General features: G+C 73.8%; 2 protein-coding genes. Both read left to right on the forward strand.

The window, feature by feature from the left end:
- Positions 1-6,281: SDR family NAD(P)-dependent oxidoreductase (locus tag V7793_RS12505; RefSeq protein ID WP_336005716.1), on the forward strand; the 6,281-nt coding region annotated here is incomplete at its 5' end.
- 78 nt (positions 6,282-6,359) lie between these two features.
- Positions 6,360-17,249, forward strand: a complete 10,890-nt coding sequence (locus V7793_RS12510) for a type I polyketide synthase (RefSeq protein ID WP_336005717.1) — start codon at positions 6,360-6,362, stop codon at positions 17,247-17,249.
- The last annotated feature ends 43 nt before the right edge of the window (positions 17,250-17,292 follow it).

Below are 17,292 nucleotides of genomic sequence, written 5' to 3' on the forward strand. Positions count from 1 at the left end.
CCTGCGACGCGGCCGACCGGGACGCCCTCGCCGGCGTGCTGGCCGCGACACCGGTGACGGCCGTGGTGCACACGGCCGGTGTCCTCGACGACGGCGTGATCGCCGCGCTGACCGCGGAGCGCATGGACGCGGTGCTGCGCCCGAAGGTCGACGCCGTGCTGAACCTCCACGAGCTGACGAGCGACCTGTCGGCGTTCGTCGTCTTCTCGTCGGTGTCCGGAATCCTGGGCAGCGCCGGGCAGGGCAACTACGCGGCGGCGAACACCTTCCTCGACGCCTTCGCCGAAGCCCGCCGCGCCCAGGGCCTCCCCGCGACCTCACTGGCGTGGGGCCTGTGGGAGCAGGGCAGCGGCATGGCCGACCGGCTCGACCAGGCGGACCTCACCCGGCTCAAGCGCGTGGGCCTGGCCCCGATAGCCGTCGACGAGGGCCTGCGGCTGTTCGACGCGGCGCTGGCCCTGGACCGGGCGACCGTCGCCCCGCTGCGGCTGGACCTCGGCGGCCTGCAGGGCACGGTGCCCGCGGTGCTGCGAGGGCTGCGCGGCCCCGTGCGGGGCACCGCGCGGCGCGCGGCGCAGGCCGCGCCGAAGGGATCGCTGGGTCAGCGGCTGGCCGGGCTGGCTGAGGCCGAGCGCGAGCAGGTGGTGCTGGACCTGGTCCGTACCGAGGTCGCAGCCGTCCTCGGGCACGCCTCGGTCCAGGCCGTCCAGCCGGAACACGCCTTCCAGGACGCCGGTTTCGACTCCCTCACCTCGGTGGAACTGCGCAACCGCCTGAACACGGCGACCGGGCTGCGGCTCCCCGCGACCATGGTCTTCGACCACCCGACGCCCGCCGCGCTCTCCCGCTTCCTGCTGGCCGAGACGCTGGGCGTCCAGGAGCAGTCCGAGGCCGCGGTCGCCGCGGTCGCCGGGACGGACGAGCCGATCGCGATCGTGGGCATGGCCTGCCGGTTCCCCGGTGACGTGCGGTCGCCCGAAGACCTGTGGCGCCTCGTCGCGTCCGGCGGCGACGCGATCTCCGGCTTCCCCGAGGACCGGGGCTGGGACGTCGAGAACCTCTACGACCCCGACCCCGACCGCTCCGGCAAGTCCTCCGTGCGCCACGGCGGCTTCCTCCACGAGGCAGCCGAGTTCGACCCCGCCTTCTTCGGGATCTCGCCGCGTGAGGCGCTGGCGATGGACCCGCAGCAGCGGCTGCTGCTGGAGACATCGTGGGAGGCGTTCGAGCGGGCCGGCATCGACCCGGCCTCGGTGCGGGGCAGCAGGACCGGTGTCTTCGCCGGCGTGATGTACCACGACTACGGCGGGCGGGTGAAGACGGCCCCGGAGGGCATGGACGCCTATCTGGGCAGCGGCAGCGCGGGCAGCATCGCGTCGGGCCGTGTCTCGTACACCTTCGGTCTCGAAGGACCGGCGGTCACGGTCGACACAGCCTGCTCGTCCTCGCTCGTGGCACTGCACCTGGCGACCCAGGCCCTGCGCACCGGTGAGTGCTCGATGGCTCTCGTCGGCGGCGTCACGGTCATGGCGACTCCCTCGACATTCGTGGAGTTCAGCCGTCAGCGCGGCCTGTCGGCCGACGGCCGGTGCAAGGCGTTCGCCGCGGGCGCGGACGGTACGGGCTGGGCGGAGGGCGCGGGCATGCTGCTCGTGGAGCGGCTGTCGGACGCCCGGCGCAACGGGCACCAGGTGCTGGCCGTCGTTCGCGGTACTGCGGTGAACCAGGATGGTGCGTCCAACGGTCTGACCGCCCCGAACGGTCCGGCACAGCAGAGGGTGATCCGGCAGGCGCTCGCGAACGCCGGTGTGTCCTCGGGCCAGGTCGACGCGGTCGAAGCGCACGGTACGGGCACGCGGCTCGGCGACCCGATCGAGGCGCAGGCGCTGCTCGCCACGTACGGCCAGGAGCGGGACGGTGACCGGCCGCTGTGGCTGGGGTCGCTGAAGTCCAACATCGGTCACGCGCAGGCGGCTGCGGGTGTCGGTGGCGTGATCAAGATGGTGATGGCGATGCAGCACGGTGTGCTGCCGCGGACGCTGCACGCGGACGAGCCGACGCCGCACGTCGACTGGTCGGCGGGCGCGGTGCGCCTGCTGACCGAGGCCGTCGAGTGGCCGGAGTCGGACCGCCCGCGCCGCGCCGCGATCTCGTCCTTCGGCATCAGCGGCACCAACGCCCACGTGATCGTCGAGCAGGCGCCTGTCATGGCCGAGCCGTCCCCGTCCCTGGCCTCGTCCTCGACTCCGGTCTCGGGCGTGGTGGTGCCATGGGTGCTGTCGGGCAGGACCGAGGCGGCGCTGCGGGCGCAGGCGGAACGCCTGCTGTCCCTCTCCGACGCGGCCACGGATCTGCAGTCGGCCGACATCGGCTTCTCGCTCGCCACCACGCGGTCGGCCATGGAGCACCGAGCCGCCGTCGTGGGGGAGAGCCGGGACGAACTCCTGGAAGGACTCTGTGCGCTGGCCGCAGGGGCCCCGTCCGCCCGGGTCGTCGAGGGCGGGACGGGCGCCGGGGGCAAGGTCGGGTTCTTGTTCTCGGGTCAGGGTTCGCAGCGGCTGGGGATGGGGCGTGAGTTGTACGCGGCGTACCCGGGGTTCGCTGCCGCCTACGACGAGGTGTGTGCGCTGCTGGATGCGCCGGTGGATGTGGATGCGGAATCGCTTCATCAGACGGGTTCGACGCAGCCTGCGTTGTTCGCTGTCGAGGTGGCGCTGTTCCGGCTCCTCGAATCGTGGGGGATCCGGCCGGATTACGTGGCCGGTCACTCCGTGGGCGAAATTGCGGCCGCTCATGTGGCGGGCGTCTTGTCGCTCGCCGATGCGGCGAAGCTGGTGTCGGCGCGTGCTGCGCTGATGCAGGCGCTGCCCGCGGGCGGTGCGATGGTGGCTGTCCAGGCGACCGAGGTTGAGGTGCTGCCGCATCTGACCGACGAGGTCGGTATCGCGGCGATCAACGGCCCGGAGTCCGTCGTGGTCTCCGGTGTCGAAGGCGCGGTCACCGCGATCGCCGAGGTCTTCAAGCAGCAGGGCCGTAAGACCTCTCGGCTGAAGGTGAGTCATGCCTTCCACTCGCCGCTGATGGACCCGATGCTGGAGGACTTCGCCGAGGTCGTCCGGGGGCTCGGCTTCAGCGAGCCGCGCATCCCGGTGGTCTCCAACCTGACCGGTCGTCTCGCGGAGCCGTACACCCCGGAGTACTGGGTCCGCCACGTCCGCGAAGCGGTCCGTTTCGCCGATGGTGTGCAGACCCTGCACGACCTGGGCGTGACGACGTTCGTGGAGATCGGCCCCGGCGGCGTCCTCAGCGCCCTCACCCAGGGCTGCCTGGACGGCGACGTGATCACCGTCCCGGTCGTACGGGCCGATCGTCCCGAGCCGCAGGCCGTCGTCACCGCGCTCGCCGAACTGCACGTGCACGGCGTCTCCCCGGACTGGCAGGCGCTCTTCCCGGGTGCCCGCCGCGTCGAGCTGCCCACGTACGCCTTCCAGTACGAGCGGTTCTGGCTGGAGGTGCCCGAGGAGTTCACGGGCAGCGCTGCTGCCACCGGGCTCGGGCTGGGTGCGGCCGAGCACCCGTTGGCGGGTGCGGCGGTCGCGCTGCCGGGCGCCGGCGGGTACTTGGTCACCGGGCGGCTCTCGCTCAAGACCCACCCCTGGCTCGCCGACCACACGGTCATGGGCACCGTCCTGCTGCCGGGCACCGCGCTCGTGGAGCTGGCGGTGCGTGCGGGCGACGAGGCCGGCTGTGCGCAGATCGAGGACCTGACGCTGGAGGCGCCGCTGATCGTCCCGGAGCGCGGCGGTGTGGCCGTGCAGGTGTGGGTCGGTGCCGAGGAGGAGCCGGGACGGCGCGCGCTGAGCGTGCACTCGCGGCTGGAGGACGCTCCGGACGGGGCGCCGTGGGTGCGGCACGCGGTCGGCTTCCTCACGGGTGTGCCGTCCGAGCCGTCGCACGGTGCGGACGTCGGTGCGTGGCCGCCGGCGGGCGCTGAGGCCGTCGATCTGACGGGGTTCTACGAGGGCCTGGCCGAACTCGGCCTGGGCTACGGCCCGGTATTCCGGGGTCTGCGGTCGGTGTGGCGCAGCGGGGACGACGTCCTCGCCGAGGTCGCCCTGCCCGAGGGCACGGAAGCGGGCGCGTTCGCCCTGCATCCGGCGCTGCTGGACGCGGCGCTCCACGCGATCGGCGCGGGCGGGCTCGTCCCGGTCGGCGACGGGCCGCTGCTGCCCTTCGCTTGGTCCGAGGTGGGGGTCCGGGCTGCGGGGGCGACGGCGCTGCAGGTCAAGGTCTCGCGGACGGGCACCGACGCGGTGTCGCTGACCGTGGCCGATGCCGCCGGCGGCGTGGTGGCCACGGTCGGCTCGCTGTCGCTGCGCCCGGTGTCGCGGGAGCAGCTGCTCAAGGCGGGTGGTGCCGGCGGGCGTGCCGACGACTCGCTGTTCGGCCTCGCGTGGCAGCCGGTGACCCTCACCGGGACTGCCGCAGGGCCCGGCGTACCGAGTGACGTACGGGTTTACGCCGACCTGGCAGCTCTGTCCGCCGAACCGGCCCTTCCCGATGTCGCGGTCGTGCCGTGCCCGACAGGATCCGGATTCGGGTCCGGGTCCGGGTCCGGTGCGTACACCGCCGAGCGGGTGCACGCCGTCGTGAGCGAGGTTCTGGAGCTGGTGCAGTGGTGGCTGGCGGAGGAGCGTCCGGCGCGGCTGGCGCTGGTGACCCGTTCCGGGGATCTGGCTCACGCTGCGGTGTGGGGTCTCGTGCGGTCCGCGCAGTCGGAGAACCCGGACCGGATCGTGCTGGTGGAGGCCGAGGACACAGAGGAAGCGGTCCGTGCGCTGCCCGCCGCGATCGCTTCCGGTGAGCCGCAGTTCGCGGTGCGGGGCCAGGACGTGTTCGTACCGCGCCTGACAAGGGCCGCGGGGGATGCCGACGCCGGAGACGTACCGGACCTCGCCGACGGCACCGTCCTCGTGACCGGTGCTTCCGGGTCGCTGGGCGCGCTGGTCGCCCGGCACCTGGTGTCGGAGCACAAGGTGCGCCGGCTCCTGCTGGCGAGCCGCCGGGGTGCGGAGGCGCCCGGTGCGGCCGAGCTGGAGGCCGAGCTGGCCGCCTGGGGCGCCGAAGTCACCTGGGCGGCCTGCGACGTGGCCGACCGGGAAGCCGTTTCCGGAATGCTCGACGGGCTCGGTGGCAATCCGCTGTCGGCGGTCGTGCACACCGCGGGTGTTCTCGGCGACGGAGTCGTCGCCTCGGTCACGCCGGAGAGGTTGCGGGAGGTGTTCCGGCCCAAGGTGGACGCCGTGCTGAATCTGCACGACTGCACCCGGGAAATGGACCTGGCCGCCTTCGTGGTGTTCTCGTCCGTCGCCGGAATGGTCGGCAGCGCCGGTCAGGCGAGCTACGCGGCGGCGAATTCCTTCCTCGACGCCTTCTCGGCGTACCGCCGCACCCGGGGACTGCCCGCGATTTCGCTGGCCTGGGGCGTGTGGGAGCAGTCCGGTGCGATGACGGACGGCCTCGCCGAGGCCGACCGGGCGCGGATGGCGCGCAGCGGCGTACTGCCGCTGCCGCCGGAGGAGGGGCTGCGGCTGTTCGACGCGGCACTGGCTTCGGACGCGGCGGTGCTCGCCCCGGTGCGCATCGACACCAGTGCGCTGCGGGCCGGTGAAGCGCCGACGGTGTTGCGCGCTCTCGTGCCGGCCGTGTCCCGGAGGGGGGCCGCGCAGGCCGCTGCCACGCCGTCCGTGTCCTCGCTGTCCGACCGCCTGGAGGGGCTGCCGGAGGCCGAGAGGGACAAGGCCGTGCAGGACCTGGTCCGGGCCGAGGTGGCCGCGGTCCTGGGTCACGCGTCGGCTCAGACGGTCCGTCCGGAACATGCCTTCCAGGACCTGGGATTCGACTCCCTCACGGCCGTGGAACTGCGCAACCGGCTGAACAAGGCCACGGGGCTGAAGCTCCCCGCGACGCTGGTCTTCGACTACCCGACACCCGCTCTCCTCGCCCGTCATGTGCTCACGGAGACGGCCGGGGCGGCCGAACCAGCCCTAGTGGATTCCCTACTTGCTGACCTGGACAGGGTCGAACAAGAATTGGTCACGAAGTTGTCAGAGAGTGAAGCTCGCGACCGGATCCTGTCAAAGCTCCAGGCTGTATTGGCGATTGCCGGTGAATCCGGCAAGCCGTCGGTACCGGAAGCCCCTGGAACAGGCAGCGATCTGGAATCGGCCACGGACGACGAAGTATTCGATCTGCTCGGCAAGGAATTCGGGATCTCCTGACCGTTCCGGTTCCGGTGCGTCCCCAGTGACCCCTTGCCGAATTCCGGTAAGTCTTCGCAAGGGTGAGGGACGATTTCGGTGGCGAACGAGGACAAGCTCCGCTATTTCCTGAAGCGAGTCACCGCAGATCTCCAGGAGACCCGGCGGCGCCTTCGTGACTACGAGGACGCCGCCGGGGAGCCGGTGGCCATCATCGGGATGAGCTGCCGGTACCCGGGAGGCGTCAACTCGCCCGAGGACCTTTGGGAATTGGTCGCCGGCGGACGGGACACCGTCTCGGAGTTCCCCGCCGACCGCGGCTGGGACCTGGACGCGCTCTACGACCCGGACCCGGAGAACCGCGGGACCAGCTACGCCCGCGAGGGCGCGTTCCTGCGGGACCTGGCGCAGTTCGACGCCGGCCTCTTCGGGATCTCGCCCCGTGAGGCGCTCGCCATGGACCCCCAGCAGCGGCTGCTGCTGGAGACGTCCTGGGAGCTCTTCGAGCGGGCCGGCATCGACGCCGCCTCGCTGGCCGGAAGCCGGACCGGCGTGTTCGCCGGAGTGATGAACCACGAGTTCCTCGCCGCCCTGCAGAACTCCCCGGAAGACCTTGAGGGCTATCTGGGCACGGGCACCTCGGGCAGCGTCGCCTCCGGCCGGGTGGCCTACACCTTCGGCCTCGAAGGCCCGGCCGTCACGGTCGACACGGCCTGCTCGTCCTCGCTGGTCGCCCTCCACCTGGCCGTCCAGTCGCTGCGCAACGGCGAGTGCTCGCTGGCCGTGGCGGGCGGTGTCACCGCGATGGTCGGCCCCGCCACCTTCGTCGGTTTCAGCCGCCAGCGCGGACTGGCACCGGACGGCCGCTGCAAGGCCTTCGCCGCCGGCGCCGACGGCACCGGCTGGGGCGAGGGCGCCGGCCTGCTGCTGGTGGAGCGCCTCTCCGACGCCCGCCGCAACGGGCACGAGGTGCTCGCCGTCGTGCGGGGCTCCGCCGTCAACCAGGACGGCGCGTCCAACGGCCTGACCGCCCCCAACGGCCCCTCGCAGCAGCGGGTGATCCGCCAGGCCCTGGCCGCCGCGCAGCTGACCACCGCCCAGGTCGACGCGGTGGAGGCGCACGGCACGGGGACGCGGCTCGGCGACCCGATCGAGGCCCAGGCGCTGCTCGCGACGTACGGGCAGGGCCGTACCGACGACAAGCCGCTGTGGCTGGGCTCGATCAAGTCCAACATCGGCCACACCCAGGCCGCGGCCGGCGTGGCCGGCATCATCAAGATGGTCATGGCCATGCGCCATGGCGAACTCCCGCGCACGCTGCACGTCGACGCGCCGTCCCCGCACGTCGACTGGTCGGCGGGCGCCGTACGGCTGCTGACCGAGACCACGCCGTGGCCGGTGTCGGACCAGCCGCGGCGGGCCGGGATCTCCTCCTTCGGGATCAGCGGCACCAACGCGCACACGATCATCGAGGAAGCCCCGTCGGCCACAGCGTTCACCGAGGAGACCGAAACCCCGGAGGACGGCGCCGAGAACACCGAGAACACTGACAGCGTCGCCGCCGAGGCCGTACCCCCGGCCGAGGGCGGGCCGGTGCCGTGGGTGATCTCCGGCAAGAGCGAGGAGGCCCTGCGCGCCCAGGCCGAACGCCTGCTGTCCCGCACGGACACCGACACCGTCACCGACGCTGACCCCGATACGTCACTGCTGGACGTGGCGTTCTCGCTCGCTACGACGCGCACGGCCCTGGAGCACCGCGCGGTGGTGCAGGGCGAATCGCCGGCGGAGCTCGCCGAGGGGCTGCGGGCCGTGGCCTCCGGCTCCCCGGCCCCGAGCGTGGCGCGCGGCCGGTCGGGAACCGGCGGGCGCGTCGGATTCCTCTTCTCCGGCCAGGGCTCGCAGCGCCCGGGCATGGGGCGCGAACTGTACGCGTCCTACCCGGCGTTCGCCGCCGCGTACGACGAGGTCTGCGCGCACCTCGACGCCACGATCGACGTCGACTCGGAGGAACTGCACCGCACGGGCGCTGCCCAGCCCGCCCTCTTCGCTGTCGAGGTGGCGCTGTTCCGGCTCCTCGAATCGTGGGGGATCCGGCCGGATTACGTGGCCGGTCATTCGGTTGGTGAGATCGCTGCGGCTCATGTGGCGGGTGTGCTGTCGCTCGCCGATGCGGCGAAGTTGGTGTCGGCGCGTGCTGCGCTGATGCAGGCGCTGCCCGCGGGCGGTGCCATGGTGGCGGTCCAGGCGACCGAGGACGAGGTCTTGCCGCACCTCACCGACGGGGTCGGCATTGCGGCGATCAACGGGCCTCAGTCCGTCGTGGTCTCCGGTGCCGAGGACGAGGTCACCGCGATCGGTGAGATCTTTGCCGGTCAGGGTCGTAAGACGTCGCGGCTGAAGGTGAGTCATGCCTTCCACTCGCCTCTCATGGACCCCATGCTGGAGGAGTTCGCGCAGGTCGTGCGCGGGCTGACCTTCGAGCAGCCGCAGCTCCCGGTGGTGTCCAACCTGACCGGCCGCCTGGCCGAGCCGTACACCCCGGAGTACTGGGTCCGTCACGTCCGCGAGGCGGTCCGCTTCGCCGATGGCGTCCGCACCCTGCACGACCTGGGCGTCACCACCTTCGTGGAGATCGGCCCCGGCGGCGTCCTGAGCGCCCTCACCCAGGGCTGCCTGGACGACGAGATCGTCACCGTGCCCGTCCTCCGCGCTGAGCGCCCTGAGCGGGCCGCACTCGTCGCCGCGGTCTCCGAACTGCACGCGCACGGCGTCTCGCCGGACTGGCACGCCTTCTTCCCCGGTGCCCGGCGCGTGGAACTGCCCACCTACGCCTTCCAGTACGAGCGCTACTGGCTCGACGCCTCCCCGGCCGCGCCCGGCGACGTGCGCGCCGCCGGCCTGGGCTCCGCCGACCACCCCCTGCTGGGCGCCGCCGTCGCCCTGGCCGGTGGCGACGAGCGGCTGCTGACCGGCCGGCTGTCCCTGCGCACGCACCCGTGGCTGAGCGACCACACCGTGCTCGGAAGCGTGCTGCTGCCGGGCACCGCGTTCGTCGAACTGGCCGTGCGCGCCGCCGACGAAGCGGGCTGCGAACTGCTGGAGGAGCTCACCCTCGAAGCGCCGCTGGTGCTGCCCGAGCGGGGCGGCGTCGCTGTCCAGGTCTGGGTCGGCGCGGCCGACGACTCCGGCCGCAGGCCGCTGACCGTGCACTCGCGCCCCGAGGACGACACCGACCTGCCGTGGGTACGCCACGCGACCGGCTTCGTCACCGAAGAGGCGACCGCCCCGGCAGCCGGCCGGGCGCTCACGGCGTGGCCGCCGGCGGGCTCCGAACCGGTCGGTCTCGACGGCTTCTACGACCGGCTGGCCGGCCTCGGCCTGGCCTACGGCCCGGCGTTCCGCGGCCTGCGGAGCGCCTGGCGCGCGAGCGACGAGATCTTCGCCGAGGTCGCCCTTCCCGACGGCACGGACACCGGTTCCTTCCTCCTGCACCCCGCACTCCTGGACGCGGCGCTGCACGCGATCGGCGCGGGCGGTTCCCTGGTGGGCGAAGGGGACGGACCGCTCCTGCCGTTCGCCTGGTCCGGGGTGTCCGTGCGCGCCACGGGCGCGTCCACCGTACGGGTGCGGCTGTCGCCGGCCGGTCCGGACACGGTGTCCCTGCTCGTGGCCGACGCCGCCGGCGAGCCCGTGGCGTCCGTGGATGCGCTGACGCTGCGCGCGGTGTCGGCCGAACAGCTCCGCGAGCGCTCCGGGGACGGCGACGCGATGTTCGCGGTCGAGTGGGCACCGCTGACCCTGCCGTCCGATGCCGCGGACGGGACGACCGTCACCTACGCCCCGGACACCGCCGCCGCACTGGACGGCGTCGACGCGCCGGCGCAGCCGGACGCGGTCGTGGTTCCGTGCCCCGGCGGCCCGGAAGGGTCCCCCGAGGCCGAGCGGGTCCGCGCGGTCACCGCCGAGGTGCTGCAGTTGCTGCAGCGGTGGTTCGCCGAGGACCGGACGTCGCGCCTCGTGCTCGTGGCGCGCTGCGACGACCTCGCCCACGCCGCCGCGGGCGGACTGGTGCGCTCGGCCCAGGCGGAGAACCCCAGCCGCATCGTGCTCCTCGAAACCGACCGCCCGGCGGACGTTTCCGGGCTCGTGCCCGGTGTTCTGCACTCCGGCGAACCGCACGTCGTCGTCCGCGACGGCGGGACGAGCGCACCGCGCTTGGCCCGCGTCGCCCCTCCGGCGGGGGAGAGCCATGCATCGCCGACCGCGGGAGGCGCTGTCTCTCCGGTCACGGAGCACCCCGTGCCTCCGGCCGCTGAGGGCGTCGCCCCTCCGACGGGGGAGAACTCCGTGTCATCGGCCCCCGAGGGCGCTGCCTCCGGCCTCGCCGAGGACGACACCTCCGCCCTTGCCCACGACACCGCCCAGGGCGGCCTCGGCACCGTGCTGCTCACCGGCGCCTCCGGCGCGCTCGGCGGAACCCTCGCCCGGCACCTCGTGACCGGACACGGCGTGCGCAGGCTGCTGCTGGTCAGCCGCCGCGGTGCGGACGCCCCGGGCGCCGCCGCCCTGGAAGCCGAGCTCACCGCTCTCGGCGCCGAGGCGACGTGGGCCGCCTGCGACATCGCCGACCGCGACGCCCTCGCCCGGCTGCTGGACGGGACCCCGGTCGACTCCGTCGTGCACACCGCCGGCGTGCTCGACGACGGCGTGCTCGCCGCCCTGACCCCGGAGCGCATGGACGCCGTCCTGAAGCCCAAGGCCGACGCCGTGCTCAACCTGCACGAGCTCGCCGGCGAGGGCACGACGTTCGTCCTGTTCTCCTCCGCCGCGGGCGTCTTCGGCAACCCGGGCCAGGGCAACTACGCCGCGGCCAACGCCTTCCTCGACGCCTTCGCCCGGCACCGCCGAGCCCAGGGCAGGCCCACGATCTCGCTGGCCTGGGGCCTGTGGGAGCAGGAAGGCGCCATGGCCGACGGCCTCGACGAGGCGGGCAGGACGCGGATGGCACGCTCGGGCGTACTGCCGCTCTCCACCGAGGACGGCCTGCGCCTGTTCGACGCGGCGCTCACCTCGGACGAGCCCGTGCTCGTACCGGTCCGCCTCGACACCGCCGCCCTGCGGAACCAGGCGGCCGGATCCGTACCGGCGCTGCTGCGCGGACTCGTCCGCGTCACCACGCGCGGCACCGCCCGGCGCGCCACCACCGGATCACCGGCCGACCGTCTCGCCGGGCTGACCGGCGACGAGCGCGACGAGGCCGTCCTGGAACTGGTCCGGTCCGAGGTCGCCGCCGTGCTCGGGCACTCCTCGCCCCGGGCCGTCCAGCCCGCGCACGCCTTCCAGGACCTGGGCTTCGACTCGCTGACGGCCGTCGAACTGCGCAACCGGCTGTCCACCGCCACCGGCCTGCGCCTGCCCGCCACCCTCGTCTTCGACCACCCCACGCCCGCCGCACTGGCCCGCCACATCGGCACCGAACTGGTCGGCGAAGCCCCGGCGGCCACGGCCACCGCCACCGCCACGGCGAGGCAGTCCGCCGCCGCAGCCGACGAACCGATCGCCATCGTCGGCATGAGCTGCCGGCTCCCGGGCGGGGTGCGCTCGCCGGAGGACCTGTGGCGGCTGGTGGCCTCGGGCCGGGACGGCATCTCCCGGTTCCCGGACAACCGCGGCTGGGACGTCGACGCGCTGTACGACCCCGACCCGGAGCGGCTCGGCAAGACCTACGCGCGCGACGGCGGCTTCCTGCACGAGGCGGCCGAGTTCGACGCCGGCTTCTTCGGCATCAGCCCTCGCGAGGCCCTGGCGATGGACCCGCAGCAGCGGCTGCTGCTGGAAGCGTCCTGGGAGGCCTTCGAACGCGCCGGGATCGACCCGGCGGCGATGCGGGGCAGCAGGACCGGGGTCTTCACCGGCCTGATGTACCACGACTACGGCCAGGGCCCGCGCGAACTGCCCGAGGGCGTCGAGGGCCTGCTCACCACCGGAGGCTCCGGCAGCGTCGCCTCCGGGCGCGTGTCCTACACCTTCGGCCTGGAAGGCCCGGCGGTCACGGTCGACACGGCGTGCTCGTCGTCGCTGGTCGCCCTGCACCTGGCCGTTCAGTCGCTGCGCAGCGGCGAGTGCACGATGGCCCTGGCCGGCGGCGTGACCGTCATGGCCAGCCCGACGGTCTTCGTGGAGTTCAGCCGCCAGCGGGGCCTGTCGCCGGACGGCCGCTGCAAGGCCTTCGCGGCCGGCGCCGACGGCACCGGCTGGGGCGAAGGCGTCGGCATGCTGCTGGTCGAGCGGCTCAGCGACGCCGAGCGCAACGGCCACCAGGTGCTGGCGGTCGTGCGGGGCTCCGCCGTCAACCAGGACGGCGCGTCCAACGGCCTGACCGCCCCCAACGGTCCCTCGCAGCAGCGCGTCATCCGGCAGGCCCTGGCCTCCGCAGGACTCGCACCCGCCGACGTCGACGCGGTCGAGGCGCACGGCACGGGCACCAAGCTGGGCGACCCGATCGAGGCGCAGGCGCTGCTCGCCACGTACGGCCAGGAGCGGCCGGAGGACCGGCCGCTGTGGCTGGGCTCGCTGAAGTCCAACATCGGCCACACCCAGGCCGCGGCCGGCGTGGCCGGCGTCATCAAGATGGTCATGGCGATGCGCCACGGCGTCCTGCCGCAGACCCTGCACGTCGACGAGCCGACCCCGCACGTGGACTGGACGGCCGGTGACGTCCGCCTGCTGACCGAGGCCGTCGAGTGGCCGGAGTCGGACCGCCCGCGCCGCGCGGCCGTGTCGTCCTTCGGTGTCAGCGGCACCAACGCCCACACCATCATCGAGCAGGCCCCTGCAACCGCCGAGCTGCCGTCCGCGCCCGACTCCGGCACGGCCGTGCCGTGGGTGCTGTCCGGCAGGACCGAAGCGGCCCTGCGGGCGCAGGCCACCCGCCTCGCGTCCTTCCTGGAGGACACCGGCGGTGACGCCGACGGTGACACCCCGGTCCCGGCAGCCGACGCGGCGTACTCGCTGGCCACGACCAGGCAGGCCTTCGAACACCGTGCCGTGGTGGTCGCGGACACTCCCGAGGAGCTCCGGCAGGGTCTGGCCGCTGTCGCGGACGGCTCCACGCCACCCGGTGTGGTGACCGGCACCGCACGCGCCGGCGGCAAGACCGTCTTCGTCTTCCCCGGACAGGGGTCGCAGTGGGTGGGCATGGCCGCCGAACTGCTGGAGACCTCCCCGGTCTTCCGCGAGCGGATCGACGCCTGCGAGCGCGCCCTCGCGCCGCACGTGGACTGGTCCCTGACCGCGGTGCTGCGCGGCACGTCCGACGCCGAGCAGGACCGGGTCGACGTGCTGCAGCCCGTCCTGTGGGCGATGACGGTCGCGCTGGCCGAGGTGTGGCGCTCCTTCGGGGTGACCCCCGACGCGGTCGTCGGACACTCCCAGGGCGAGGTGTCCGCGGCCGTGATCGCCGGAGCGGTCTCGCTGGAGGACGGCGCGCGCATCGTGGCGCAGCGCAGCCTCGCGGTGCGCGAGCTGCAGGGCCGCGGCGGCATGGCCTCGGTGACCCTCCCCGACGAGGAGGCACAGGAGCTGATCGGCCGGTGGGCCGGCCGCCTCGGCATCGGAGCCGTGAACGGGCCCGGAACCGTCGTGGTCTCCGGAGACACCGACGCCCTGGACGAACTCCTCGCGCACTGCGCGAAGGAGGGGATCCAGGCCCGCAAGGTCGCCGTCGACTACGCCGCGCACTCGCCGCAGATCGAACGGGTCGAGGAGCAGGCCGCTGAAGGATTCGCCGGCATCAGCACCCTCCCCGGCACCGTGCCCTTCTACTCCACGGTGACCGGCGGGAAGCTGGACGCGGACGAGCTCGGCTCCGGCTACTGGTACCGCAACATGCGGCAGACGGTGCGGTTCCACGACGCGATCCGCGCCGTCCTGGCCGCCGGGCACGACGTGTTCGTCGAGGTCAGCCCGCACCCCGTGCAGCTGGCGGGCATCCAGGACGCCATCGAGGCCGCCGAGGCCGAAGCCGTGGTCGTACCGACGCTGCGCCGCGGCGACGGCGGACGGCACCGGCTGCTGCTGTCCCTGGCACAGGCCCACGTGCACGGCGTCGCCGTCGACTGGGACGCCGTCCTGCCGGGTGCCCGCCGCGTCGACCTGCCGACGTACGCGTTCCAGCACGAGCGGTACTGGCTGGAAGCGGGCGCGCCGGCCGGCGACGTACGGGCGGCCGGGCTGGACTCCGCCCACCACCCGTTCCTGGGCGCGGCCGTGGAACTCCCCGACGCCGGCGGCCACCTGCTGACCGGGCTGCTGTCGCTGCAGGCCCAGCCCTGGCTCGCCGACCACGCGGTGCTGGGCACCGTGATCCTGCCGGGCACGGCCTTCGTGGAACTGGCCGCCCACGCCGCGGCCGAAACCGGCTGCGACCAGGTCGAGGAGCTGACCCTTCAGGCACCGCTGGTGCTGCCCGAGCACGGCGGCGTCGCGATCCAGGTCCTCGTGGGCGCGCAGGACGACTCCGGCCGCCGCCCGCTGAGCGTGCACTCGCGCGCCGGGGAAGGCCCCTGGATCCGCAACGCCACCGGCGCCCTCGCCACCGGCGGAGCCCCCTCCGCGACCGACCTGAGCAGCTGGCCCCCGGCCGACGCGCAGCCCGTGGACCTCGACGGCTTCTACGACCGCCTCGCGGACCTCGGCCTGAGCTACGGCCCGCTCTTCCAGGGGCTGCGCGCCGCCTGGCGCGGCAACGACGCCGTCTACGCCGAACTGGCCGTCCCCGCCGAAGCGCACGCCGGGGCGGACGCGTTCGGCGTGCACCCGGCCCTGCTCGACTCCGCCCTGCACGCACTGGGCGCGGGCGGGCTCGTACCGGCTGCCGACGGGCCCCTGCTGCCCTTCGCGTGGTCCCGCGTCACCGTGCACGGAACCGGAGCGGCCGGCCTGCGGGTACGGCTCTCGCAGGCGGGCGGGGACGCGATACGGCTGGAGGCCGCCGACGGCACGGGCCGGCCCGTCGTCTCGGTGGAATCGCTGACGCTGCGCCCGGTGTCGGCCGACCAGCTCCGCACGAGCTCCCGGGACTCCCTGTTCACCGTGGAGTGGGCACCCCTCGCCGCACCGTCCGAGGCGAACGGCCCGGCCGTACGCGCCTACGAGGACATCGCCTCCCTCCGCTCCGCCATGGAGACGGAGACCGGGGCCGGGGCGGATGCGGATGTGGATGCGGATGTGCATGCGGATGCCGTCGTCGTCCCCTGCCCGGCCGGTTCGGGCACCGACGACGAGCGGGTCCGGGAAGTCCTGACCGAGGTGCTCGGGCTGGTGCAGTGGTGGCTGGCCGAGGACCGGACCGCCCGCCTCGTACTCGTGACCCGGGGCGCGGTCGCCGCCGGCGGAGATCAGGACGACCCGGCCCAGGACGACCCGGCTCAGAACGATCCGGTGCAGGCGGCCGTGTGGGGCCTGGTGCGATCGGCGCAGTCCGAGAACCCGGACCGCATCGTCCTCCTCGACACCGGCAAGGACGGCGACTGGCAGCAGGCCGTGGCGACGGCCGTTCCCCGGCTCGTCGCCTCCGAGGAGCCGCAGGCGGCGCTGCGCGGCGACGTGCTCCTGCTGCCCCGGCTCGCCCGGGCCGGCGCCGACGCCCCGCAGTCCGGGAACCCGGACTTCGGAACCGGGACGGTGCTCCTGACCGGCGCGTCCGGCGCCCTGGGCGGACTCGTCGCCCGGCACCTGGTCGCCGCCCACGGCGTGCGCAGCCTGCTGCTGATGAGCCGGCGCGGCGCGGACGCCGAGGGCGCGGCGGAGCTCCGGGCGGACCTCACCGCCTCGGGCGCCGAGGTGCACTGGGCCGCCTGCGACGTGGCCGACCGGGACGCCCTCGCCGGGGTGCTGGCAGGGACGCCGGTGCCGGTGACGGCTGTGGTGCACACGGCCGGTGTCCTCGACGACGGCGTGATCGGCTCGCTCACCGCGGAGCGCCTGGACACGGTGCTGCGCCCCAAGGTCGACGCGGTCCTGAATCTGCACGAACTGGCGGGCGAGGTGTCGGCGTTCGTCGTCTTCTCCTCACTCGCGGGCACCCTCGGCACCCCCGGCCAGGCGAACTACGCCGCCGCCAACGCCTTCCTGGACGCCTTCGCAAGGCGCCGCCGGGCGCAGGGCCTTCCCGCGGTGTCGCTGCCGTGGGGCCTGTGGCAGCGGACCGGCACCATGACCGAGGACCTCGGCGGCGCCGACCGGACCCGGCTCGCCCGCGGCGGCGTGCTGCCGCTGTCCGACGAGGACGGCCTGGGACTCCTCGACGCCGCGCTCGCGCTGGACGAGCCCCAGGTGGTGGCGGCACGGCTGGACCTCGCCGCCCTGCGGAACGCGGCCGCCCCGGTGCCACCGCTGCTCAGGACGCTGGTCGGCGGCCGGCCGCGGCGTACGGACCGGGCAGCCGCCGTACCGCTGGCGCAGCGCGTCGCGGACCTGCCCGAGAGCGAGCGCGAAGAGCTGGTGCTGGACCTGGTCAGGTCCGAGGTCGCCGCCGTCCTCGGGCACGGCTCGGCCAAGGCCGTCCAGCCCGACCAGGCCTTCGGCGACCTGGGCTTCGACTCGCTGACCGCCGTGGAGCTCCGCAACCGGATGAACAAGGCCACCGGGCTGCGCCTGCCCGCGACGCTGGTCTTCGACCACCCGACGCCGGCGGTGCTCGCCCAGCGGGTCCTGAAGGACCTGCCCGGCGCCACGGGCGGGACGGCGTCGGTGCTCGACGAGATCGACCGCCTCGCCGCCGCCCTCGACGGCGCCGGAGCGGACGGCGTCGACAACGTCACCCGAACCAAGATCAACATGCGTCTCCAGGCACTGCTCGCCCGCTGGAACGGGAACGAGCCGGCCGATCCGGGAGGCGCCGGCGGAGCCGAGGACGAAGACGACCTCAGCTCGGCGAGCGACGAGGAGCTGTACGACCTCCTCGACGACGAACTCGGCATCTCCTGAAACTCGGCACCTCTCGAACTGCGCAGGCCAAAAGGGGCGGGCA

The sequence above is a fragment of the Streptomyces sp. KLMMK genome (genome assembly GCF_036961605.1).
Lineage (GTDB): Bacteria > Actinomycetota > Actinomycetes > Streptomycetales > Streptomycetaceae > Streptomyces > Streptomyces telluris.